Below are 21994 nucleotides of genomic sequence, written 5' to 3'. Positions count from 1 at the left end.
TTGCTTCGCGCTATATCCGCCGCTGACGACGGCGAACAGGGCGAGGTCGTTTTGTTTTCTCCACCGTGGCGACGCCGGCCAGATAATCGGCCAGGGCAGCAGGAGAAGGGTGGGTGAAGAGGTCAAGCAACGTCAGGGTGGAAAATTCGTGACGTTGTAACAAAACGTGCAGTTGCACCAGATTCAGCGACGTTGCGCCCGCCTCAAAGAAGTTTTCTGCGGGCGTGACAGACTCGCCAACCACCTCGCGGAAGGCGTCGCAAATCAGGCTGACGGTGCTCTCGTCCGCCGCAATGTGTGGCTGAGATTGCTCAGGGCATACGCGCGGTGAGCGCTCTGCGCATTGCCCTGCGTGTTTAACGGGAGGCACCAGCGCGGCGAGCGGCAGTTGCCAGCCGCTTTCATCCTCGGCCATTCGGTTTAGCAATGCGCAATACTGTTCAAACTGGCGCTCCACCTGCCCGGCAGGAAACAGCGCGGCGACAAAATCCCAGTTAAAGCGCAGTTCGCCTTCGGATTCATAAATCTGGTGATCGAGCCAGACCTGCGGCGTCTGGGAGATGCCCCAGACCGGTTTGAGCAGATTACGCCGGGCGAGGAAGTTATCCTGCTCAAAGCCCAGCGCGCTGGTAAAGACGACGGGCATCGGAACGGCAGGCACGTTTTGCTGTTGCGCCAGTTGACGCATCACGCGGATGGCTGACACATCGCGGTGGTTGAGGTTCTGGCTCAGCCGCTGCTGTAGTGACTGCGCGCTGTGCAGCCAGCTTTCGCCGGGATGCCAGCTCAGCAGCATCAGCGAGGTGAAATCGCCCAGAATCTGGTTGATTTGCGGGTGCAGCGGTCGCCTGTCGAAAAGCGTAAGGTTAAGCGTGAACTCAGGCTGTGCACTCCATGCAGAGAGAACCGTTGACCACACCGACAACAGTACGGCCGACGGGGTGAGATGGGCGTCAGCCGCCCGTTTTTTCAGCCGATGCCAGCGCGTGCTGTCCAGCGCGCCGTTCAGGCGGGCGAAGCGCGGTGTTTCAACCTCCTGAGGCAAGCAGCGCAGCGGCAACGCAGGCGCCGGAGGAATATCATCAAGCTGCGCCTGCCACCATGCCAGAGAATCTGGATTGGGCGACTGTAGCGAGGGTTGTTGCAGATAATCCCTGAAGGTGACGGGCAGCGGCGGAAGCAGCTGTTGCGGGTAGCGGTAGCCGTGCTCCAGCTCCGCCAGCAGGATCTGCATGCTCAGACCGTCAAGCAACAGGTTATCCAGACACAGCCACAGGCGGGCAGGCATCCCGTCCACGTATCCGACCTGGAGATCGAATACCGGCCACACTTCGGGGTTGAGTACCTGATGCGCCAGTTTTTCGCGCACCCGCAACGCCTCTTCAGGCGTATGGAGGGTGTGTGCGGGTATCACCCAGGGGGGCGTCTGTTCGAGCACCTGTTGCTGTCCATCACGCACGATGGCGCGCAGCATATCGTGGCGGGCGATTAATCGGTTCCAGACCGTCTCCAGCCGGGTGAGGTCCAGATCGGCAATTTCAAATTCAACAAAGAAATGTGAGCCGACGCCGCCCAGGGCAAAGCCCGGCTGACGCCCCACCAGGTAAGCCTGCTGCACGTCGGTAAGCGCAAAGGGCTGGTAGCGATCTTCAGGGGAGTGGACGAATGGTTGTTCGACCGGGACGTCGGTTTTCCGCAGCGTGGCGGCAAAATCCGCCAGCCGGGGATGATTAAACAGGTCGCTTAATTGCGCTTCATAACCTGCCTGATGAAGTTGCCCGGTCAGACGGGTCGCCAGCAGGCTATCGCCGCCTTGCTGGAAGAAGTCGGTTTCTCTGGTGACATTGCCAGTTGATAAGAGTTGCTGCCAGAGGGCGGCAACCTGTTTTTCAATGTCGCCCTGGGGTAAATCCGCTTCGGCCGGGTTTTCCGCTTCAGGGGTATGACGACGCTTCAGCGCCTGGTAGTCAATTTTCCCATTAGCCGTCAGCGGTAAGGCGTCGAGGAAGACGATCCGTTGCGGCACCATCCACCCCGGCAGACGTCCAGCGAGGGCGGCCTGAAGTTGACGGGGATCGCGGCGCACCTGCCTGTCAGGACATTGTACGAGGAAGCGTTGTAACCCCGCGACCTCATCGCCATGCTGACAGTTGAAGGCGGCCGCGCTAAATAATGCCGCCCAGTCGGCGCTGTTATGCAGCAAGGCCTCCGGCTGCCCATTGGTTAACAGGAGCGTGCTGAGCAGGGCGGACGGCGTTAACTGGCGAAACTCCATCACGTAGAGCAGCGCGCCGGGAACGGCAAGCTGTTGTAATGTCGCAAGGAGCCCGGGATCTTCCGGCAGCAGACGATGCAGGGCGTTATTAAGCCAGATAATGTCCGCCGAGTGAGCGTGCGCCGCCAGCGTGTCTGCATTCCAGAGGGACAGACGGGCGCCAGGCCAGGGGGCGAGCCTCTGCCGGGCGCTCAGCAGCATCTCCTGGCTCTGCTCAAGCCCGACATACTCAATCTGTCCGGCGTTGAGCTGTGCTAACAGCGATTCTGCGGCGCGGCCAGTGCGGGTTCCCACCTCAAGCAGGCGTATCGGGCGCTGTAAGCGCTGTGCAAGCTGTTGGCAAATTGTCGCCAGTTCCTGAATATACGGGGCGCTGGCCGGATGGTTAAAGGCCAGGCTTTCCGGCGACCACTGCGCGTCGTTCAGTAACGACAGTTCGTTACGGGCACCGCGAAGAATTTGCGATAACGTTAAATCATGTCCGCTGAAGTGCGGGTGCTCATCCTCGCGTTCTTCACCAGCGCAGACCTGATAACCTTCAGCAGCGGGCTTCAGTCGCCGTTGTGTCACCAGAAATGCTAACCAGCGTTCCACCACGGCCTGCCAGCGCGGCTGGATAGCGAGTGAGTTCATCAGGGGGAGAGGATCGGCGCCAGCGGTGTGACCCGGCTTCAGTTTTAGCAGGCGATGCTGAAGGAAATCGGCTACCTGTTCTGCGGAGATCTCTGGCGAGATGGCGCAACAGGGCAACGTTCCCGCAAGCGTGTGCCACGCCTGCGGCAGTGCCGGGTTCCGATGATCGGTAATGCAAAAAGCCTCGCCTTGAGGAACAACGTATGCCGCCAGCGTTTTTTCTTTTTCGCCGATCGCCAGAACGGTTGCTTGTTTCACCCCCGCCAGCTGGCTGAGCGCGCTTTCGATTTCGCCCAGCTCGATGCGATATCCTCCGACTTTGACCTGCTTGTCGCGACGACCGAGGAACTCGATTGTGCCATCTGGCCAGTAGCAGCCGAGATCGCCGGTGCGATACCAGCGCTCGTCCGGGAGCGTCAAAAATTGCTGCTCGCTACGCAGGGGATCGTTGAAATAGCCTTCCGCGACCCCAATGCCGCCAATCCATAATTCACCCGGCACCCAGTCAGGGCAGTCCCGGCCCTGTTCATCCACCACCCGGTAGCGTTGGTTGGTTAGCGGAAAACCGTAAGGGATGGAACGCCAGTGGGCGGGGACGTCGTGAATTTCGCAGGCGTTAGACCAGATAGACGCCTCGGTGGCGCCGCCCATCGCGATAAATTGTCCTTGTGGCCGGAAGGCCCGATAACGGGCGGGGAGGTCAAGCCCGATCCAGTCGCCGGAAAGCATCACTGCGCGCAGGTTTTCCGGCGTGGCGTCGGCGAAACCTTCACACCAGGTCAGCAGCATATCGAACAGCGCCGGGACGCTGTTCCAGAGCGTGACCTGATGGCGCTGGATCAGCTCACACCATGCGTGAGGATCGCGCCGTTGATTTTCCATCACCATCACCAGCGCGCCGCCCGCGCGCAGTACGCCAAAAATGTCGTAAACCGATAAATCAAAATGTAGGGCGGAGAGGGCCAGCACCCTGTCATGCGGGCCAACCTGATAGCGGGTATTGATATCGCAACAGGTGTTAAGCGCTCCCCGGTGAGAAATGACTACCCCTTTCGGCGTACCGGTAGAGCCGGAGGTGTAGATAATGTAGGCCGGTTGCGTGGGGGCGCGTACTACCGGGTTGGCGATCGGCTCCGCCTCAATGGCCTGCTGCCAGGCAAGGACGGGAATATCGTCTGACCCGGCGCTGGCGTCGTGCTGACAAATGAGCACCAGCCGGACGCTGGCGTCAGCGTAGATTTTCTCGCGCCGTGCGGCAGGCTGATCCAGCGAAACCGGAACGTAAACCGCCCCGGCCAGCAGGACGGCCAGAACCGCAACAAGTTGTCCTGCGCCTTTCGACATCGTGATAGCCACATTATCGCCGGGCTGAACCCCGCACTCGATTAACCTGCCCGCGCAACGGCGGGCATAGTCTGTCAGCTCATGATAATTCCACTGATAACGCATGTCCGTTACCGCCAGCGCCTGCGGCTGTTGCAGAGCGATACGGAAAATGCCTTCATGCAGCAAGCCTTCGGGAATGGGGGCGCCGGTGGCGTTGACCCGTTCGCGTATCGCGCGCTGGCTGGCGGGCATCATATCTGCGAACGGCTTTTGCCAGGCGCTTTCGTCATCGCAGAGTTGGTTAATCAACTGGCAGTAGGCGTCGAACAATGTTTCGACTAACGCCGGAGGGAACAGCGCGTCGTTGCTGTCCCATTGTAGCCAGACCTCGCCGTGATGCTCGAACGCCAGATGATCTATCCAGACCTGCGGCGTTTGCGAGATGCCCCATTCCGGCTCGCCCAACGGCGATTCTGCGCGGCTGCTGTAGAGGGAATGCCCCAGATTGCTGGTAAATACCACCGGGGCGCCGTGGGGGTAGCGCTGCTGGCGTTTGAGTTCACGGAGTAATTCGACGCCGGACCAGTGGCGATGCTCCCAGTCCTCCGTAAACGTGAGCTGGTTTTTACGCGCCAGGTTGCTGACGGTATCGCCATCGCAGGCGGTATCCAGCAGAAGAATATTGGTGAAGTCGGCAAGCATCGCGCCAACCGCCGGGTGCAGCGGCTGGCGGTCGAATAAGGTGATGTTAAGCAGCAGACGCGTCAGGCCGCCCCAGCGAGCCAGCACGGCAGAAAAACAGGTCGCCAGCGCCATTGTCGGCGTCACGCCATACTCGCCGGCCCGGTTGCTAAAGGCGTGCCAGCGTGTTGCCGGGACAATCATGCGGCGTCGGGTATTACGGACTTCACGTAGCGTGGCGGGTTCGCAGGCCAGCGGCAAGACGGGCGCGGGGGGAAGCGTCGATGCTTTCGCCAGCCAGTAAGCGCGCGCGTCGTCTCTCAGTGGTTGATTGATCTTCTGCTGGTGCAGCAAATACGAGCGGAAATCATAGCGGGTGTCGATAGCCGGCAGCGATTCTCCGGCCAGCAGGGCGTTAAGCTCATCGAAGAAAAGCGTAAAGCTGGAGGCATCCATAATCAGCAGGTCAATATTGACATGGAGGCGGTGGCGATTGTCCGGCAAGAGCGTCAGCTGAAAATCAAACGTTTCGCCGATTTCCACGCGTAAAAGACGGTGGCTCAGGCGCTGGCGCAGTGCGTCCAGATAGGCCTGGCGGCTTTCAGCGTCGTTATGGCGTAAATCATGAACGGTGACGCCGTTCCAGTAAGGTTGCGGTAGCCAGACCTGCTGCCCGTCGGGGCGAAAGGCGATATGCAGCATTGGGTGGCGTTGCAGCAAGGTCGTGATGGCCTGCTCCAGCTGCGACGCCGTCAGACAATGGCCTTCAAACTCCTGATACAGGTGGCAACCCACGCCGCCAAGCTTCTGCCCCGGCATGCGGCCCGTCAGGTAGGCGTGCTGTACTGGCGTCAATGGGAAGGGGGTACTTTCGGTCATGTTCGGCCAGGATGATTCGTCGGGCGGCGTTTCTTCTTCCGCGTTCTCAGGCGACCGGCTGAGCATTAACTGGTTCCATGCCGCCAGCGTGGGGGCGGCATACAGCTCGCGAAGGGTAAGGCGGTAGCCATTTTTACGAAACCAGTGTAACCATCTCATCAATCTTATGGAATCCAGGCCGGCCTGGATCAGGTTGCTCTCTTCATGTAACTGCTGCGGCGTTAAATTCAGTTCCTGTATGAGCCGCTCGCGTAATTGTTGGTAATCAGCCGCGTGGCGGTTGTCCGGTAACAGCGAATCCTGAGATGGTGCGCCAGAAATCATTCTTCCTCCTGATGGCACGTCTTACCGAAAAGCATTGCTCATATGAGAATAATAATTATTAACAATTGGATGCTACCCGAAACGGGTTTATTTATGCCCGTTTCGGGTTGGTAACAGGCGGAAAGAACAGAGGCCCGGATGGGGTATCCGGGCCTCTGTCAGGGAGGAGTTTAGGGGGGCGCGACCCCGGTTACATCACGCGTTTAAAGGTCGAAGGGGTTACGCCAAACTGTTTCTGGAAGGCGGCAGAGAAATGGCTGGCGTTGGCATAGCCCAGATCGGCCGCCACCGTCATGACGGAGGTATTGCCGTTGGCCAGGCGTCTTCTGGCTTCCTGCATTCGTTCAGCCTGAAACAGGCCATAGACGCTGTTGTTGAACAGAACGCGGAAGCCTCGCTTAATTTTGAGAACGCTCAGACCGGACTCTCTGGCCAGCTCCGCGACGCCCGGCGCTTGCGTCAGATCAGCCAGCAGCAGATCCTTCGCCCGCAGCAGTTTCTGGCGTTCCATCGGGTTGAAGTGGCAGGAGAGGCAACTGGCGTCTTCGCGATGTTCATCCAGCACCAGACTGAGCATGACCAGACTTTGCCCCTGCAACCATAGCGTCGACGGCTTTTGTTCATGACTGAAGCCGCCGTGCATGCGCATCAGCGCGTGACGCAAGGCCTGAGCCGTTAAGTGGGTTTCAGCATTACAACGCTGCTGCTGGCAACAGCAGTGGGAGTCGATCTTATTCTTAATGACCGCGCTAATATCCGGCACCCACAGCGCGAGGGTTTCAGGGCTGAAGGAGAGGGTAATGCTCTCGAATCGGCCACAATAGGAGGCGCTGCCGCGACAGTCTGGCGTATGGGTAATGTAATGGCGATTGCGCGCAAGCTCCCAGTCGGTGTGGCGCCGGAGTCCCTGAATCGCAAAGCGCGATGTGCCTTCCAGGATGCACGAGAAGTTAATCCTGCCCAGATCGTCGTGTAGCTGCAACGTCTCAGGCCGCGCAAAATGGCCCCTCCAGAGCAAAATATCCATACCTTCCTGCAACGAACAGCGCAGCAGTTCACACTGAGCAGGAATATTGCCATCGTTTGCAGGTTTCCCGACCACCAACTGGTGAATAGAGATTTCAGATTGCGTTTGCGGTGACTCCGTCATGACCTGGTTATCTCCCTGTGGCTTAGACCAATGCGGGTATAAATAGAACCGAATGGGGTAGATGAGTTATTGATAATGGTTATTATTCACATTAATTCTCAGAACGCCACCCTGAATTGTCGTTTTTGGCGTCCGTAAAAATTCATCAGGAAATTCAGTTACTCCCATGTCATCTCAATCATCCAATACTGAATCGCTGTCCCGATTTCCTCTCTGGCAGGTGATTACACCGGTTCGCAGGAAGGTTATTTTAGCTATGGCGCTGGCGGGGCTGGCGGCATTAACCAGCCTGGGGGCGCTCCTTTTTCTGGCGTGGAGCCTGCGTGACATTCGCGCGACGCCTGACGCTATTCCGGCCTGGCCGCTGGGCGGCGTGATCGGCTGCGTGGTCTTAACTTTTGTTCTGCGCTTACAGGCGTTCAACACCTCTCATTACGCGGCTTTTCATCTGGAGAACATTCTGCGCAGCAGGTTAGCCCGTAAAGCATTGCAGCTTCCGCCTGGCGTGTTACAGCAAATGGGCAGCGGGTCAGTGGCGAAAGTGATGCTGGATGACGTGAAGTCGTTACATATTTTTGTGGCCGACAGCACGCCGCTCTATGCCCGCGCGATCATCATGCCGCTGGCGACAATCGTTATCTTGTTCTGGCTGGACTGGCGGCTGGCAATCGCGACGCTGGGGGTACTGGCGTTTGGATCGGTTGTTCTCGTGCTCGCCCGCCAGCGTTCGGAAGATATGGCTCAGCGTTATCATAAGGCGCGCGAGCAGGTTAGCGCGGCGGTGATTGAGTTCGTGCAGGCCATGCCCGTGGTGAGAACGTTTGATAGCGGCAGCACCAGTTTTTTGCGCTATCAACGCGCCCTTGAAGAGTGGGTCGATGTGCTCAAAACCTGGTATCGCAAAGCCGGTTTTTCAGCGCGTTTTTCCTTCTCGATTCTGAATCCTCTCCCGACCCTGTTTGTCCTGATCTGGTCGGGATACGGCCTGCTGCACTATGGCAGTTTCGATTTTATCGCGTGGGTGGCCGTTTTACTGCTGGGCAGCGGAATGGCCGAAGCCGTAATGCCAATGATGATGCTCAATAACCTGGTCGCGCAAACGCGTTTAAGCATTCAGCGTATTTATCAGGTTCTCGCGATGCCGGAGTTATCGCTGCCGCAGTCTGACCAGCAGCCGCAAGAGGCGAGCATTACCTTTGAGCAGGTGAGCTTTCATTATCCGCAAGCGCGTACTGGCGCCGCGTTGCAGGAGGTGAGCTTTCATGTGCCTGCCGGGCAAATTGTGGCGCTGGTCGGGCCAAGCGGCGCCGGAAAAAGCACCGTGGCGCGCTTGCTGCTGCGTTACGCCGACCCGGACAAAGGCCATATCCGTATTGGAGGCGTGGATCTGCGTGATATGCAGACGGACACCCTGATGAAGCAACTCTCGTTTGTGTTTCAGGACAACTTCCTTTTTGCCGACACGATAGCCAATAACATTCGTCTGGGCGCGCCGGATACGCCGCTGGAGGCGGTAATAGCGGCGGCCAGAGTGGCGCAGGCCCATGATTTTATTAGCGCTCTGCCAGAAGGTTACAACACACGAGTCGGGGAACGTGGGGTATTTCTCTCCGGCGGCCAGCGGCAGCGCATTACTATCGCCCGGGCGCTTTTGCAGGATCGCCCCATCCTGGTGCTCGATGAGGCGACGGCGTTTGCTGACCCGGAAAACGAAGCGGCGCTTATCAAGGCGCTCGCGGCGGCCATGCGTGGCCGGACGGTCATCATGGTCGCGCATCGTCTCTCAATGGTGACTCAGGCCGATGTGATATTGCTGTTTTCCGACGGACAGCTCAGGGAAATGGGGAACCATACGCAACTGTTGGCGCAGGGCGGCCTGTATCAACGGCTCTGGCAACACTATCAGCAGGCGCAGCATTGGGTGCCGGGTGGAACACAGGAAGAGGTGGTGGAAAATGAAAGACAATAATCCTGCGGATAACCTGGCCTGGCGCGTCAACTGGCGCCAGCTTATCTCCAGCGTTGGCAGTCAGGCCAGGATGCTGCGACGCAGTATGCTGGCGCTGTTGCTGGCGGCATTCATGCAGGGGATCGCCTTTGCCTGTCTTTATCCGATCATTGATGCGCTGTTACGGGGAGACGCGCCGCAACTTCTTAACTGGGCTATGGCCTTCAGCGTCGCCGCAATTGTGACGCTGGTGCTACGCTGGTATGGCCTGGGCTTTGAATACCGTGGTCATCTGGCGCAGGCCACCCATGAGTTGCGCCTGCGACTTGGCGAGCAGTTACGCCGCGTGCCGCTGGAGAAGCTCCAGCGCGGCAGGGCGGGTGAAATGAACGCCTTGCTGCTGGGCAGCGTGGATGAAAACCTCAATTATGTTATTGCGATAGCCAATATTTTGCTGCTCACCATTGTCACGCCGCTGACGGCGTCGCTGGCGACATTGTGGATAGACTGGCGGCTGGGGCTGGTGATGTTGCTGATCTTCCCTCTGCTGGTGCCGTTTTATTACTGGCGCCGCCCGGCGATGCGGCGACAAATGCAGACGCTGGGGGAAGCGCACCAGCGTCTGAGCGGCGATATCGTTGAATTTGCTCAGGGGATGATGGTATTGCGCACCTGCGGCAGCGATGCCGATAAAAGCCGGGCGCTGCTGGCGCATTTCAATGCGCTGGAAAACTTACAGACCCGCACTCACCGTCAGGGCGCTGGCGCGACGATGCTGATCGCCAGCGTCGTGGAGTTGGGCCTACAGGTGGTGGTGTTATCCGGGATCGTCTGGGTAGTGACGGGCACTCTGAACCTCGCCTTTTTGATTGCCGCCGTCGCGATGATTATGCGCTTCGCAGAACCGATGGCGATGTTTATCAGCTACACCTCGGTTGTGGAACTGATCGCCAGCGCCCTGCAACGGATTGAGCGGTTTATGGCGATAGCACCGCTTCCCGTCGCAGAGCAAAGCGAGATGCCGGAACGTTACGATATCCGCTTTGACAACGTCAGCTATCGCTACGAAGAAGGCGACGGCCACGCGCTTAATCATGTTTCTTTGACGTTCCCGGCAGCCAGTATGAGCGCGCTGGTGGGTGCCTCCGGCGCAGGCAAAACTACGGTCACCAAACTGTTAATGCGCTATGCCGATCCGCAGCAAGGGCAGATTTCTATTGGCGGCGTCGATATTCGCCGCCTGACGCCGGAACAGCTCAATAGCCTGATTTCTGTTGTTTTCCAGGATGTCTGGCTGTTTGATGACACGCTGCTGGCGAATATCCGTATCGCGCGCCCACAGGCGACGCGGCAGGAGGTAGAAGAGGCCGCCCGCGCGGCGCAGTGCCTTGAGTTTATTTCCCGTCTTCCGCAAGGCTGGCTGACGCCAATGGGAGAGATGGGCGGCCAGCTATCGGGCGGCGAGCGCCAGCGGATTTCCATTGCCAGAGCGTTATTGAAAAACGCGCCGGTCGTCATTCTCGATGAACCGACTGCCGCGCTGGATATTGAAAGCGAGCTGGCGGTGCAAAAAGCGATCGATAACCTGGTTCACAACCGGACGGTGATTATCATCGCTCACCGTTTATCCACCATCTCCGGGGCCGGAAACATTCTGGTGATAGAAGAGGGACAGGTGGTTGAGCAGGGTACTCATGCGCAATTGCTCTCACATCATGGACGTTATCAGGCGCTGTGGCAGGCGCAAATGGCCGCGCGCGTGTGGCGCGACGACGGGGTTTCCGCGTCTGGAGAGTGGGTGCATGAGTGATGTTCAGTCGAATGTGAAACCGCTGACGTTGACGACCGGGCGGGTGATTTTTGCTATTGCCGGCGTCTATGTGACGCAGAGTCTGGTATCGGCGCTGTCTATGCAGTCCTTACCCGCGCTGGTGCGCGCTGCTGGCGGATCGCTGGCGCTTGCCGGTGCGACAACCCTGTTCATGCTGCCCTGGGCGCTGAAGTTTATTTGGGCGCCGTGGATCGAACGCTGGCGGCTTCCGCCCGGTAGCCAGGAACGCCGTTCGCGGATGTTAATCCTGCGTGGTCAGGTCGCGCTAGCGGCGATCCTGATGATTGCCGCAGCGATTGGCTGGTTTGGGCGAGAAGGAGGATTTCCCGATACGCAAATCGTCGCGTTATTTGTTCTGTTTATGGTGGCAGGCACGGTCGCTTCCACCATTGATATCGCCAGCGACGGCTTTTGCGTCGATCAACTGACTCGCGCGGGTTACGGCTGGGGAAACAGCGTGCAGGTCGGCGGCAGCTATCTGGGAATGATGTGCGGCGGCGGGGTGTTCCTGATGTTGTCGGCAGCATCCGGCTGGCCTGTCGCCATGCTGATGATGGCGATGCTGATTATGGCGCTGTCATTCCCGCTGTGGCGCATTACGGAGCCGACGCGAACAGCGCCTATCCCGCATGTTCCGGCGTTAGGTTATGCGCTAAGGAGGAAGCAGGCGCGCCTGGGCTTACTGCTGGTATTAATGCTGAATTCAGGCATGCGGTTTGTGCTGCCTCTTCTGGCGCCGCTGTTGTTGGATCATGGGTTGAGCATGTCTGCGTTGGGCGCGCTGTTCAGCGGCGGCAATATTGCAGCGGGCATAGCAGGAACGCTGGCCGGCGGATTACTGATGAAATACACCTCACCCGGCAGAGCGCTGTTGACGGCTTATGGCGTCCAGGGGATCGCGCTGCTGGCGGTGGTGATGACGTTCATGATGGCGCCGGGTCATCTGTTGCTGCCGATTCTCCAGTGTCTGGTCATTGTCCAGTCCATTTCGCTGGCCTGCGCGCTGGTCTGTCTTTACGCCACGCTGATGTCGCTTTCATCGCCTTTGCAGGCCGGTGTCGACTTCACCCTCTTTCAATGTACTGACGCGGCAATCGCCATCCTGGCTGGTGTTATCGGCGGCGTTGTTGCTCAACATTTTGGCTATGCGGCCTGCTTCCTGTTTGCCGGGGTATTCACGTTGCTGGCGGCGTGGGTTGCTTATATCCGGCTGCATTCGGCAAGAGAACTGATGACAAGCGCAATTGATTGATCCGGGAATAACACAGAGAGGTAAGGGATGAAAATCAGTGAATTTTTACACCTGGCGTTACCAGAGGAACAATGGCTGCCGACGATTTCTGGCGTTTTACGCCAGTTCGCAGAAGAAGAGTGTTATGTCTATGAGCGTCAACCCTGTTGGTATTTAGGCAAAGGGTGCCTGGCACGGTTGCACATTAATGCCGACGGAACGCAGGCGACATTTATTGATGATGCCGGGGAGCAACAATGGGCGGTGGATTCCATTACCGACTGCGCGCGTCGTTTTATGGCACATCCTCAGGTCAAAGGACGTCGGGTTTATGGACAGGTTGGGTTCAACTTTGCGGCGCATGCGCGGGGGATTGCCTTTAACGCCGGGGAGTGGCCGCTGCTGACGTTAACCGTTCCCCGTGAAGAACTTATTTTTGAAAAGGGAAATGTCACCGTTTATGCGGACTCCGCCGACGGGGGCCGACGTTTGTGTGAGTGGGTAAAAGAGGCCAGTACAACGACGCAGAACGCACCACTGGCGGTGGATACCGCCCTCAATGGCGAGGCGTATAAACAACAGGTTGCACGCGCCGTTGCGGAGATCCGCCGTGGCGAGTATGTCAAAGTGATTGTCTCGCGCGCTATTCCCCTGCCATCGCGGATTGATATGCCCGCCACGCTGTTATACGGGCGGCAGGCAAATACACCTGTGCGCTCGTTTATGTTCCGTCAGGAAGGACGCGAAGCGCTGGGCTTTAGCCCGGAACTGGTGATGTCAGTGACGGGCAATAAAGTGGTCACTGAACCGCTTGCGGGCACCCGCGATCGCATGGGAAACCCGGAGCATAATAAGGCGAAAGAGGCAGAACTGCTGCACGACAGTAAAGAGGTGCTTGAGCATATCCTTTCTGTCAAAGAAGCGATTGCTGAACTGGAGGCCGTTTGCCTGCCGGGCAGCGTGGTGGTTGAAGATTTAATGTCGGTTCGCCAGCGCGGCAGCGTTCAGCATCTGGGGTCCGGCGTGAGCGGTCAGCTTGCGGAAAACAAGGATGCCTGGGATGCGTTTACCGTGCTGTTTCCGTCGATTACCGCCTCAGGTATCCCTAAAAACGCTGCCCTGAACGCGATTATGCAAATTGAGAAGACGCCGCGAGAGCTCTATTCCGGCGCAATTCTGCTGCTGGACGATATGCGCTTCGATGCGGCGCTAGTTCTGCGTTCCGTATTTCAGGACAGCCAGCGCTGCTGGATACAAGCGGGGGCGGGAATCATCGCGCAATCTACACCGGAACGCGAACTGACGGAAACCCGGGAGAAATTAGCGAGCATTGCGCCCTATTTAATGGTGTAGGAGTAACTGTTTTCTAACCTCACAACCAGACTGTCCAAAGACAATTGAGTCGCTCTTTGATTCCTCTGTGACTCTATTGTCTTCTTTTTGGATAAAATAGGTGTTTTTCGTCATGAAGTTGATAAAAGTCTATATAGAACCACCTCCTGTAGAGGTGGTGGTAATTTGCCAGAGTGTGGGATTCGTTAGTATACTATGGGATAAACTTATTTTTACCAATTGTATAAGGCGGTGCATAAGATTCTCGGCATGCTTCCAGATAATCCGACCACCACTGCATCATCGCTTTGCGGGCTTCTAGGTGCTCTGCCTTATGAATATAAGCCATGCGCACGGTATTGCGCTCCTGATGACTCATCTGGCGTTCTACTGCGTCCTTTGCCCATAAACCCGATTCCATCAGCGCACTGCATGCCATTGCCCGGAAGCCGTGACCGCAGATATCCTTTTTCGTGTCGTAACCCATCACCCGCAGTGCCTTATTGACCGTGTTTTCACACATTGGCTTATACGGGTTATGGTCGCCGGGGAAGATCAGTTCATTATTACCGGTGATATCCTTAATCTGTTTCAGAATGGCGATGGACTGTTCTGAGAGGGGGACGATATGCGGCATTCGCATTTTTGCCCCGCGGCCGGAATAACGCACGCCAATAATGGGTTCTCGCGTCGCGGGTATCGTCCAGACTCGGTTTGTGAAATCAATCTCTGACCAGCGGGCGAAACGCAGTTCACTGGAGCGAATGAACACATGCAGCATCAGCAGAACGGCATGCCGGGTCAGTTCACGGCCCTGATGATATGCCCCAATACGTTCAAGCAGTTCAGGCAGCCGCTCCAGCGGCAGGGCAGGATAGTGCCGTCTGACAGGAGGTGTGGTCACGCCGCCAAGGTTTGCTGCAGGGTTCGTATCGATTAACTCCTGATGGACCGCATGGCGCATTATGTTACTCAGGTGCTGCCGTGTGCGGGACGCAACCTCCAGCAGACCTTTTTCCTCGATCCCTTTCAGCAGGTCAATGAAATGACGGGGTTTAAGTTCTGATACAGGTAGGTTCCCGATGACCGGAAAGATGTGATTGTTCAGGCTGGCAAGCAGACGGTCGGCGGTGTTCTGCGACCATTTCCTGTTACTTTTATGCCACGCCAGCGCCACGTTTTTAAAAACTTTCTCCGGTGTTCGTGAGCCACGTTCAGCAGCCCGCTGCTGTACCGGGTTGATATTCAGCGCCAGCATTTTACGGATACCTTCACGTTGCTGTCGCGCATCAGACAGGGAGATGGCTGGATAGGCACCCAGCGCAATGCGGGATTCTTTACCGCTAATACGGTATTTGAGATACCAGTGGCGGGAGCCACCCGGCTTGACCAGCAGATACAGACCGTGGGAATCGGAGACTTTAAAGGGTTTATCAGAAGGCTTGAGGGTGCGGATTTTTGCGTCGGTAAGGGACATATGGGGGTCACTCCATTATCGAACTAACCTGACCCCAGATTTGACCACCAATTTTTCCCGATGCGTAGGGTAAAATCAAAATGCACCGGGAAGAGTTTTCACACTAACCTGTTGAATCAACATCAGATAAGGATTCGCAAGGAAGCATGAAAACAGAAAATTGGCTCCTCTGACTGGCACAGACGCCCGACCTGGTATTGCTTGATGAACCCACCAATCATCTCGATCCTCCCGGGCGCGAGGAACTACTTTCCCTTGTAAAAACCAAGGGAATTACCGTCGTGGCGGTATTGCACGATCTGACACTGACAGAATCATTTGCTGACCGTGTTCTCCTCTTGTCGCAGGGGCAATCAGTGATCTGTGACACACCGGAGAGGGTATTGGTATCAGAATACCTTTATCCCATCTTTGGCTTGACCAGTTTTACCGTACCGCATCCCCATACAGGAAAGGCGTTGCGTATTTTTGAAGTTCCGCATTGTGCATAAATTACTTTCTGAGAGTCAGTGATGAAAAAATTGTTTATATCCCTGCTGGCGGTACTGTCTGCCTCAGTAGCCAGTGCTGCTGATTTTCCTGTTACTATTGAAAGTTGTGGGACTCCTGTCACATTCGCCGGTCCGCCGAAAAGGGCTGTTATCAACGACCTTAATATGTCAGAAATGGCGTTTGCACTGCATTTACAGGATCGTATTGTTGGGCTGACTGGTATTAGTGGCTGGTACAAAATGACGCCGGAATTTAAAAAGGCGATGGGCTCGATCCCAGAACTGGCACCCAAATATCCCACTCTGGAAACATTGCTGGCAGCCGAACCTGATTTCTTTTTCGCTGGCTGGAACTATGGGATGAAGGTGGGTGGCGAAGTGACGCCGGATACGCTAAGCAAATATGGCATCAAGACTTTTGTTCTGAGTGAAAGCTGTGTGTTCACCACTGCGCACAAAAATAAAGCCACCATGGATCTGCTGTATAACGATGTCCTCACGCTGGGTAAGATTTTTGGCAAGCGCAATGACGCACAGTCCCTGGTCAGCGGCTGGAAAAAGAGGTTGAATGAACTGCCGAAGCCAGCGGCAGGTACCCGTCCTTTAAAGGTGTTCGTCTACGACTCAGGCGAGGATAAACCGTTTACCAGTGGTAAATATGCGATGCCTACGGCCATAATTGAGGCGGCTGGTGGTAAAAATGTAATGGAGGCGGTGGATACCAGTTGGGGAACGACTTCCTGGGAAAGCGTGGCCGCTACTGAGCCGGACTTCATTATTTTGTTGGATTACCAGACGGGCAGCGGTGCGGATGCACTGCGTCATTTTCTTGAGAATCATCCGTTAATGAAACTGACTCCGGCTGTTCAGCATCATCGATACCTGAAATTACAATATGCTGAACTGACACCGGGGCCTGCCAACGTTGATGCGGTGGAAAAACTCGCGCGGGCGATGTACCCGTCAACGGCGAAGTGATGCTCATGTCGTACCGTTATCACTGGGCGATGTGGGGAGCCATGGTAGTGCTGATTGGGTTGATGTTATTCAGTATTACCAGAGGGACAGTTTCACTGTCGCTAATGCAGGTGCTGGGAGCACTGAAGCTGGTGGATGAGCCGGTATCTGCCATGGTCAGCAGAATTGTGACGGATTTACGCGTACCGAGGATGTTGCTCTCTGTGCTGACAGGGGCGGGACTGGCAATGGTAGGGGCGTTGTTACAAACTACCACCCGTAACGATCTGGCCGATCCTTTTTTGTTCGGGCTATCCTCCGGCGCGTCAGCGGGGGCGGTGCTGGTGATCACCCGTTTTGGTGATCGACTTGGTGTATTAACGCTCCCCGTATCGGCGTTTGTTGGTGGTGTGTGTTCCGCCATAGCAGTAATGCTGTTGTTTCATTTTAAAAAGCAACGCGGAGCTGAGCATCTAATTCTCTGCGGTCTTGCCATCTCTTTTTTGTTCGGGGCGCTGACCAGTTATTTCATTTTTTCGGGCGATCAGCGAGCTGCCAGCTCTGTGCTGTTCTGGTCACTGGGTGGTCTGGGATTAGCCACCTGGAATAATTTGCCTTTCGCAGTGTTCAGCCTGGTGTTGCTGTTTGCTTTTGTCCTGTTACGGTGGCGCTCTCTGGATGGTGTGCTGGCAGGAGAACAGACAGCGTTGTCGCTGGGGATTAACGTGAGTCGTCTGCGCATCGAGATTTTTCTTTGTTGCGCACTGGCAACATCGTTGATGGTGGCATTAACCGGCGTGATTGGATTTGTTGGCTTAATGGTGCCTCATCTGTGTCGGCATTTTGCAGGAGTTAAGCATCTGTTGTTGTTACCTTTGTGTGGCGTCTGGGGTGCAATATTACTGTGTGGCGGCGATATAGTCAGCCGGACGATACTGGCACCGCAGGAACTACCAATTGGCATTATTACGGCGGGCATTGGAGGGTTGTTTATTATCATGTTACTCGCACGAAATTCGTCCAGAAATACGGCCTGTTAAGCACATATAAGACAGAAAAATAAGGCTCTGATGTCTTTTATTCATTCTGAAGGTTGAGGTTGTTGACGCCAATTATGAAAGCAACCGACAATCCTTGTTGACGGTTATATTTATTATAGAGTCAGGTAATAGTGTGATGGCTTTTAGATATTTTAAAATTTATTTATCGCCTGACTCGATTTCAATGATTATTCGTATTGGTGATTTAACCCTTTCCTCGACAATCAGGGCAAATTACTTTAACTTCAATATCTTTTTTTTGTACAGCACAACCATAATCTATTGCTTTTTTCTCAATGTAAGTATGAATGAGGTGGTCAGTATGTTGGATTATTGTTCCGCAGTTTGAGCAAATCAAAAAAATAGTCACAACATCAGAGGATAAATTATTTTTTTTGATAAATTTGCTACAGCATTCTATTTTTACGATAATCCCTGCCTGTTGCAAATAATCCAGAGAACGATAAACCGTAGCCGGTTTTGCATTCGGATTATATTTCTTCATTAATTCCAGTATCTGGTATGCGCTAATGCCTTTTTCTTTAGCATGACTGACGAAATTATAAACTCTCTCCCGGAGCGGTGTGATTCGTATTTTCTTACTCTCAATCAGCTCTCTCCGCCCGGAACAATCCGTAGACGATAATGCAGTGTCCCTTGTACTTAGAGAATATGGGCTATTACTCACCGGGCCTCCTGTAATTTTCAAGCGATGTTATCTTTTCTTGTCCTGAAACGATGGAAATCTACTGATGTTTTGATCGTGCCATGTAAGGAAAGAAGAACTGGCAAATTTTATTGTTACGTTATAACATAACACATGATAAGTGAGGTGCCAATGTTTCTCTTACTGGAAAAAGCCCATGCAGGTGCAGTTTTTAAACTTGAAGATATCCTGGCATCAATACCCTGGGATTCTCATGGATTGATCGCTGCGATTGCACAGCAATATGACACTGGAGAGGTGTTGATGCTTGCCTGGATGAATCAACAGGCTCTTGATGAAACCTTATTGACTGGCAGAGCCTGTTACTGGTCGCGATCCCGATCATGCCTTTGACGAAAAGGTGAGACCTCCGGCTGCGTTCAGCAAGTACATGATATCCGTCTGGATTGTGACGGAGATGCGGTACTACTGCTTGTGGATCAAAAAGGTGGAGCCTGCCACACAGGTCGGCGGAGTTGTTTTTACAACGCCATTAAAGGCGATGAGCTAACCGTGCTCAACGATCCTGGTTAATCCGAACACAACGAATATCTGAGGAGATGTAAGGTAATGTCCGAAGTCAGTGCAAATTTTCATGGCGATAAACGCCTGCCGGTTACCGTACTTTCGGGATTTTTGGGAGCAGGGAAAACGACACTGCTTAACCATATTCTGAACAACCGGGAAGGCCGTCGTGTTGCTGTCATTGTTAATGATATGTCTGAGGTGAATATTGATGCTGCCCTTGTGAGGGAAGGTGGTGCAGAACTCTCCCGGACTGATGAAAAACTGGTAGAAATGAGCAACGGTTGCATTTGCTGCACATTGCGCGAAGATCTTCTTCTCGAAGTTAATCGTCTGGCAAAAGAAGGGCGTTTTGATCAGCTTGTCATTGAGTCCACCGGTATATCTGAGCCTCTGCCTGTTGCTGAAACATTTACCTTTGCGGGCGATGACGGTGAAAGCCTTTCGACGGTGGCCCGCCTTGACACCATGGTCACTGTGGTGGATGCGTACAATTTTCTGAAAGACTACGGTTCGGAAGACAGCATTCAGTCACGCGGAGAATCGTTAGGTGAAGGTGATGAAAGGAGCGTTGTTGACTTGCTGATCGATCAGATTGAATTCTGTGATGTGCTGGTCCTTAATAAAGTTGACCTTATCAGTGAAGCGCAAAAAGAAAAACTGATGGCGATTTTACGTTCGCTTAATCCACGGGCCAGAATCGTTGTTTCACAGTTTGGACAGGTTCCGCTGGGCAACATACTTAATACCGGGCTGTTTGATTTCGAGCAGGCCGCTCAGGCACCCGGCTGGCTTAAAGAACTCCGGGGCGAACATACGCCGGAGACAGAAGAATATGGGATCACCAGCTTTGTCTTTCGCGCCCGCCGGCCTTTTCATCCGACCCGTTTCTGGCAGGTGATGGAAAATGAGCTGGATGGAGTCGTCAGATCAAAAGGTTACTTCTGGCTGGCCAGCCGTCCGGAATTCGCAGGTTCATGGTCGCAGGCAGGTGGCATTGCGCGCCAGGGGCTGGGGGGCATGTGGTGGGCTAGTGTGCCGAAAGGACGTTGGCCAGAGGATGCTGAGTCACTGAAGTTCATCATGTCTAACTGGATAGATGGCATTGGTGATGCCCGTCAGGAACTCGTTTTTATTGGAATGGATATGAATGAATCAGAACTGCGCAACAGACTGGATTCCGCCCTGTTAACGGATGCAGAAATGGCAGAAGGGCCTCAAAAGTGGCGGCATTATTCCGATCCTGTTGAGCCCTGGTTCGAAGAATGAATCGAAGGCACCCGCATTTGTCGGGTGCCTTCGTATGAAAGCGAAAAGGGGGCAGATTTACAACAATTCTTCCCCAGCTTTTTTGAACCACTGTACAACACTATTCAGATGTTGTTGCCCATATAGCGAGACAAAACGTCTGGTTTCCTGATGATCTTGGGACTCAAGGACTGCCAGACGGGATGCAATAAATGCCTGCGTCAAGGGAATTCCACATTCTTCTGTGATGCACCGGTACCATTGCTGGTAAGTCTTGGGGATCATACTTATGCCTCATGAATAAATAACTGGGATATCACCAGAGCCACCACCAGAGAACTTAATACCTGTTTTCCCGCCACTGCTGCTGCAAACCGCCAGTTTATTTCCCGGGCGATGGTAAATACCGTGACAAGGCAGGCCATCAACGTAGAGGCGAGCCAGACAAGTAGCAGTAACTGAGATGTGCTGAGAGACTGTATTAAGCTGCCGCCATCCTGATTGAGCACCATCAAACCATCTTTCCTTAGCAGTGAAAAAATGATCCCGGGCATCAGTTCTGCTGGCAGTTTAAAAAGATGAAGTAAAGGTGCCGTCGTTTCACTCAGCCAGCGAGTGATCCCTGCGTAATCAAGCATCCCCGCAACAATGCAGATAATCAGGAATAACGGCATGGCTTGCGTAATGAACTGACGGAGGATATTTTTCAGCATCCATGTCACATTTCGCCAGCGTGGCCATTGTAGCCAGGTGAGCTCTGTCAGACGCTGGTTTTGGCCAGGCTTCAACGACCCGTTCCAGAGGCGCGTATGTATTGCGCCTGTGAAAAACAGCAGACTGAGATAGGGGATAAAGAGCCATGGTTGATGGGCGGCATTAAAAAGAGAAAGCGTCGCCCCCGTCTGATAGCTGCAAGCGGACCCAAAGCTAATCATACTTATACAAGCATGCCGGGTGCATCGCGAACACGAACGGCTCTGAAAAACCGCCACGACATTACAGCCGAAACCGCTTAATACAGGAATAAGGTCCTGACCGCTGAGGCCGAGTTTTCTCAACCAGGGATCCAGCGTCGCTGTAATTCTTTCCTTAAGTCCACTGTCGTCAGTCAGCGAAAGAGACAACCCTATCAGTACCACCACAGGAAATGCCCATACAAACGAATAAAGTCCCAGACTAAAAAGACCGTAATTGCCGACAAATAGTGTCTTCAGAACGTCGGGCCAGCTCGTCGTTATATTCTTAAGCGGCTGAATAACCGCACTGTCAATGACAGGCTGAATAAAATCTGACAGCAGCCATGCCCCCCATACCGGAACGGCAAACAGCAGGAAAAGGCATACTATTGCAGCAACTTTTCCACACCAACGATGTTCAAATATCGTTTGTTGAGGAAATTCAGCCAGCAGATTAATTACCGGTATCTTTTGACGGGGTAAAGAGACAGCGGAGGGTGCAGGTTTATCCTGCAACAGCAACTGCACTATTCCCTGGCGAACATTGCTGCCAGCTTCCCGGGCATTGACTGCCAGTACCGGCGCACCTGATGTTTCACTCAGGTATTCAGTCACTTCCAGAAGGCCCTTTCTGATCTTATCAGCAAAGGTCAGGAGTATAACAACGTGTTTTGCCTGTGGCGGTATGAGGTGACAGAGCGTTTGCCACTCCTGCTGAGCGTGCGTGGCCCGCAGAACCACCAGAATGCCATCATGCTGATTTAGCGCATCAAGGGCGAGTTTTGTGGTTTCACTGTCGCTCTGAAAACGTATGCCTGGCGTATCAACCAGGCAGATCCCTGCATCATTAATGAGACCTTCCCGACATACAACGGTCGATCCCCTGAAATTACGCTCATCACTGGCAGCACTTTCCGTCAGGATATTAAACAGGGTAGATTTTCCTGCACTTTCTAATCCCATTAAAACGAATGATTGCATAAA

At 54.6% G+C, this 21994-nt stretch carries 12 protein-coding genes and 2 pseudogenes; 9 read left to right on the top strand and 5 right to left on the bottom strand.

From position 1 onward, the window contains the following. Positions 1-10: 10 nt before the first annotated feature. The gene (gene irp2 / locus AM379_RS23315; RefSeq protein WP_024622776.1) at positions 11-6118 is read right to left on the bottom strand and encodes a yersiniabactin non-ribosomal peptide synthetase HMWP2; all 6108 of its coding nucleotides are present in this window, start codon (positions 6116-6118) and stop codon (positions 11-13) included. Positions 6119-6308: 190 nt separating this feature from the next. Further along, positions 6309-7268, bottom strand: a complete 960-nt coding sequence (gene ybtA, locus AM379_RS23310; protein ID WP_000140406.1) for a yersiniabactin transcriptional regulator YbtA — start codon at positions 7266-7268, stop codon at positions 6309-6311. Positions 7269-7524: 256 nt separating this feature from the next. Between ybtA and ybtP the strand changes: the two genes are divergently transcribed. Genes ybtP through ybtS form a run of 4 tightly spaced genes read left to right on the top strand, consistent with a single transcriptional unit; the run spans position 7525 to position 13631 of the window. Further along, the gene (gene ybtP, locus AM379_RS23305) at positions 7525-9237 is read left to right on the top strand and encodes a yersiniabactin ABC transporter ATP-binding/permease protein YbtP (RefSeq protein WP_001327262.1); all 1713 of its coding nucleotides are present in this window, start codon (positions 7525-7527) and stop codon (positions 9235-9237) included. Further along, positions 9224-11026, top strand: coding sequence for a yersiniabactin ABC transporter ATP-binding/permease protein YbtQ (gene ybtQ, locus AM379_RS23300; protein ID WP_024622775.1), 1803 nt, complete (start codon positions 9224-9226; stop codon positions 11024-11026). Before ybtP ends, ybtQ begins: the two co-directional genes overlap by 14 nt. Next, positions 11019-12299 carry a yersiniabactin-associated zinc MFS transporter YbtX gene (gene ybtX / locus AM379_RS23295; RefSeq protein WP_001286279.1) on the top strand — a complete coding sequence of 427 codons (1281 nt, stop codon included), beginning with the start codon at positions 11019-11021 and terminating at the stop codon, positions 12297-12299. Before ybtQ ends, ybtX begins: the two co-directional genes overlap by 8 nt. Positions 12300-12326: 27 nt before the next feature. Continuing rightward, on the top strand, positions 12327-13631 hold the full coding sequence (ybtS, locus tag AM379_RS23290; RefSeq protein WP_000703034.1) for a yersiniabactin biosynthesis salicylate synthase Irp9/YbtS: 1305 nt from the start codon (positions 12327-12329) through the stop codon (positions 13629-13631). Positions 13632-13824: 193 nt separating this feature from the next. Here the strand turns inward: ybtS and AM379_RS23285 are convergent, their stop codons facing one another. After that, on the bottom strand, positions 13825-15087 hold the full coding sequence (locus AM379_RS23285; protein WP_000059622.1) for a tyrosine-type recombinase/integrase: 1263 nt from the start codon (positions 15085-15087) through the stop codon (positions 13825-13827). 173 nt (positions 15088-15260) lie between these two features. Between AM379_RS23285 and AM379_RS23280 the strand changes: the two are divergent. From AM379_RS23280 to AM379_RS23265, 3 genes and pseudogenes are all read left to right on the top strand, one after another. Beyond that, positions 15261-15578: pseudogene (locus AM379_RS23280) on the top strand (ABC transporter ATP-binding protein); the annotation flags it as partial. A 21-nt stretch (positions 15579-15599) separates the two neighbouring features. After that, positions 15600-16556: an ABC transporter substrate-binding protein gene (locus AM379_RS23270; protein WP_000732537.1), complete on the top strand. Its 957-nt coding sequence runs from the start codon at positions 15600-15602 to the stop codon at positions 16554-16556. Beyond that, positions 16556-17575: a FecCD family ABC transporter permease gene (locus tag AM379_RS23265; RefSeq protein WP_000930220.1), complete on the top strand. Its 1020-nt coding sequence runs from the start codon at positions 16556-16558 to the stop codon at positions 17573-17575. The genes AM379_RS23270 and AM379_RS23265 overlap by 1 nt, the downstream gene beginning before the upstream one ends. 205 nt (positions 17576-17780) lie before the next feature. On the opposite strand, the gene AM379_RS23260 is transcribed toward AM379_RS23265, so the two are convergent. Continuing rightward, positions 17781-18263 carry a Fur family transcriptional regulator gene (locus tag AM379_RS23260; protein ID WP_021575198.1) on the bottom strand — a complete coding sequence of 161 codons (483 nt, stop codon included), beginning with the start codon at positions 18261-18263 and terminating at the stop codon, positions 17781-17783. Between the two features lie 132 nt (positions 18264-18395). On the opposite strand from AM379_RS23260, the pseudogene hisI reads away from it, so the two are divergent. Both hisI and zigA read left to right on the top strand, forming a co-directional pair. Further along, positions 18396-18815 (top strand): annotated as a pseudogene (gene hisI, locus AM379_RS24580) (phosphoribosyl-AMP cyclohydrolase). 36 nt (positions 18816-18851) lie between these two features. Then, on the top strand, positions 18852-20075 hold the full coding sequence (gene zigA / locus AM379_RS23250) for a zinc metallochaperone GTPase ZigA (protein WP_000005768.1): 1224 nt from the start codon (positions 18852-18854) through the stop codon (positions 20073-20075). Positions 20076-20341: 266 nt separating this feature from the next. Here the strand turns inward: zigA and AM379_RS23240 are convergent, their stop codons facing one another. Beyond that, positions 20342-21991: a nucleoside recognition domain-containing protein gene (locus AM379_RS23240; RefSeq protein ID WP_001190536.1), complete on the bottom strand. Its 1650-nt coding sequence runs from the start codon at positions 21989-21991 to the stop codon at positions 20342-20344. Positions 21992-21994 lie beyond the last annotated feature (3 nt).

It is taken from the genome of Enterobacter cloacae complex sp. FDA-CDC-AR_0132 (assembly GCF_003010695.1).
Lineage (GTDB): Bacteria > Pseudomonadota > Gammaproteobacteria > Enterobacterales > Enterobacteriaceae > Enterobacter > Enterobacter ludwigii.
The sequence above is the reverse complement of the archived record's forward strand: the minus strand, read 5'-3'. Positions and strand labels throughout refer to the sequence as shown.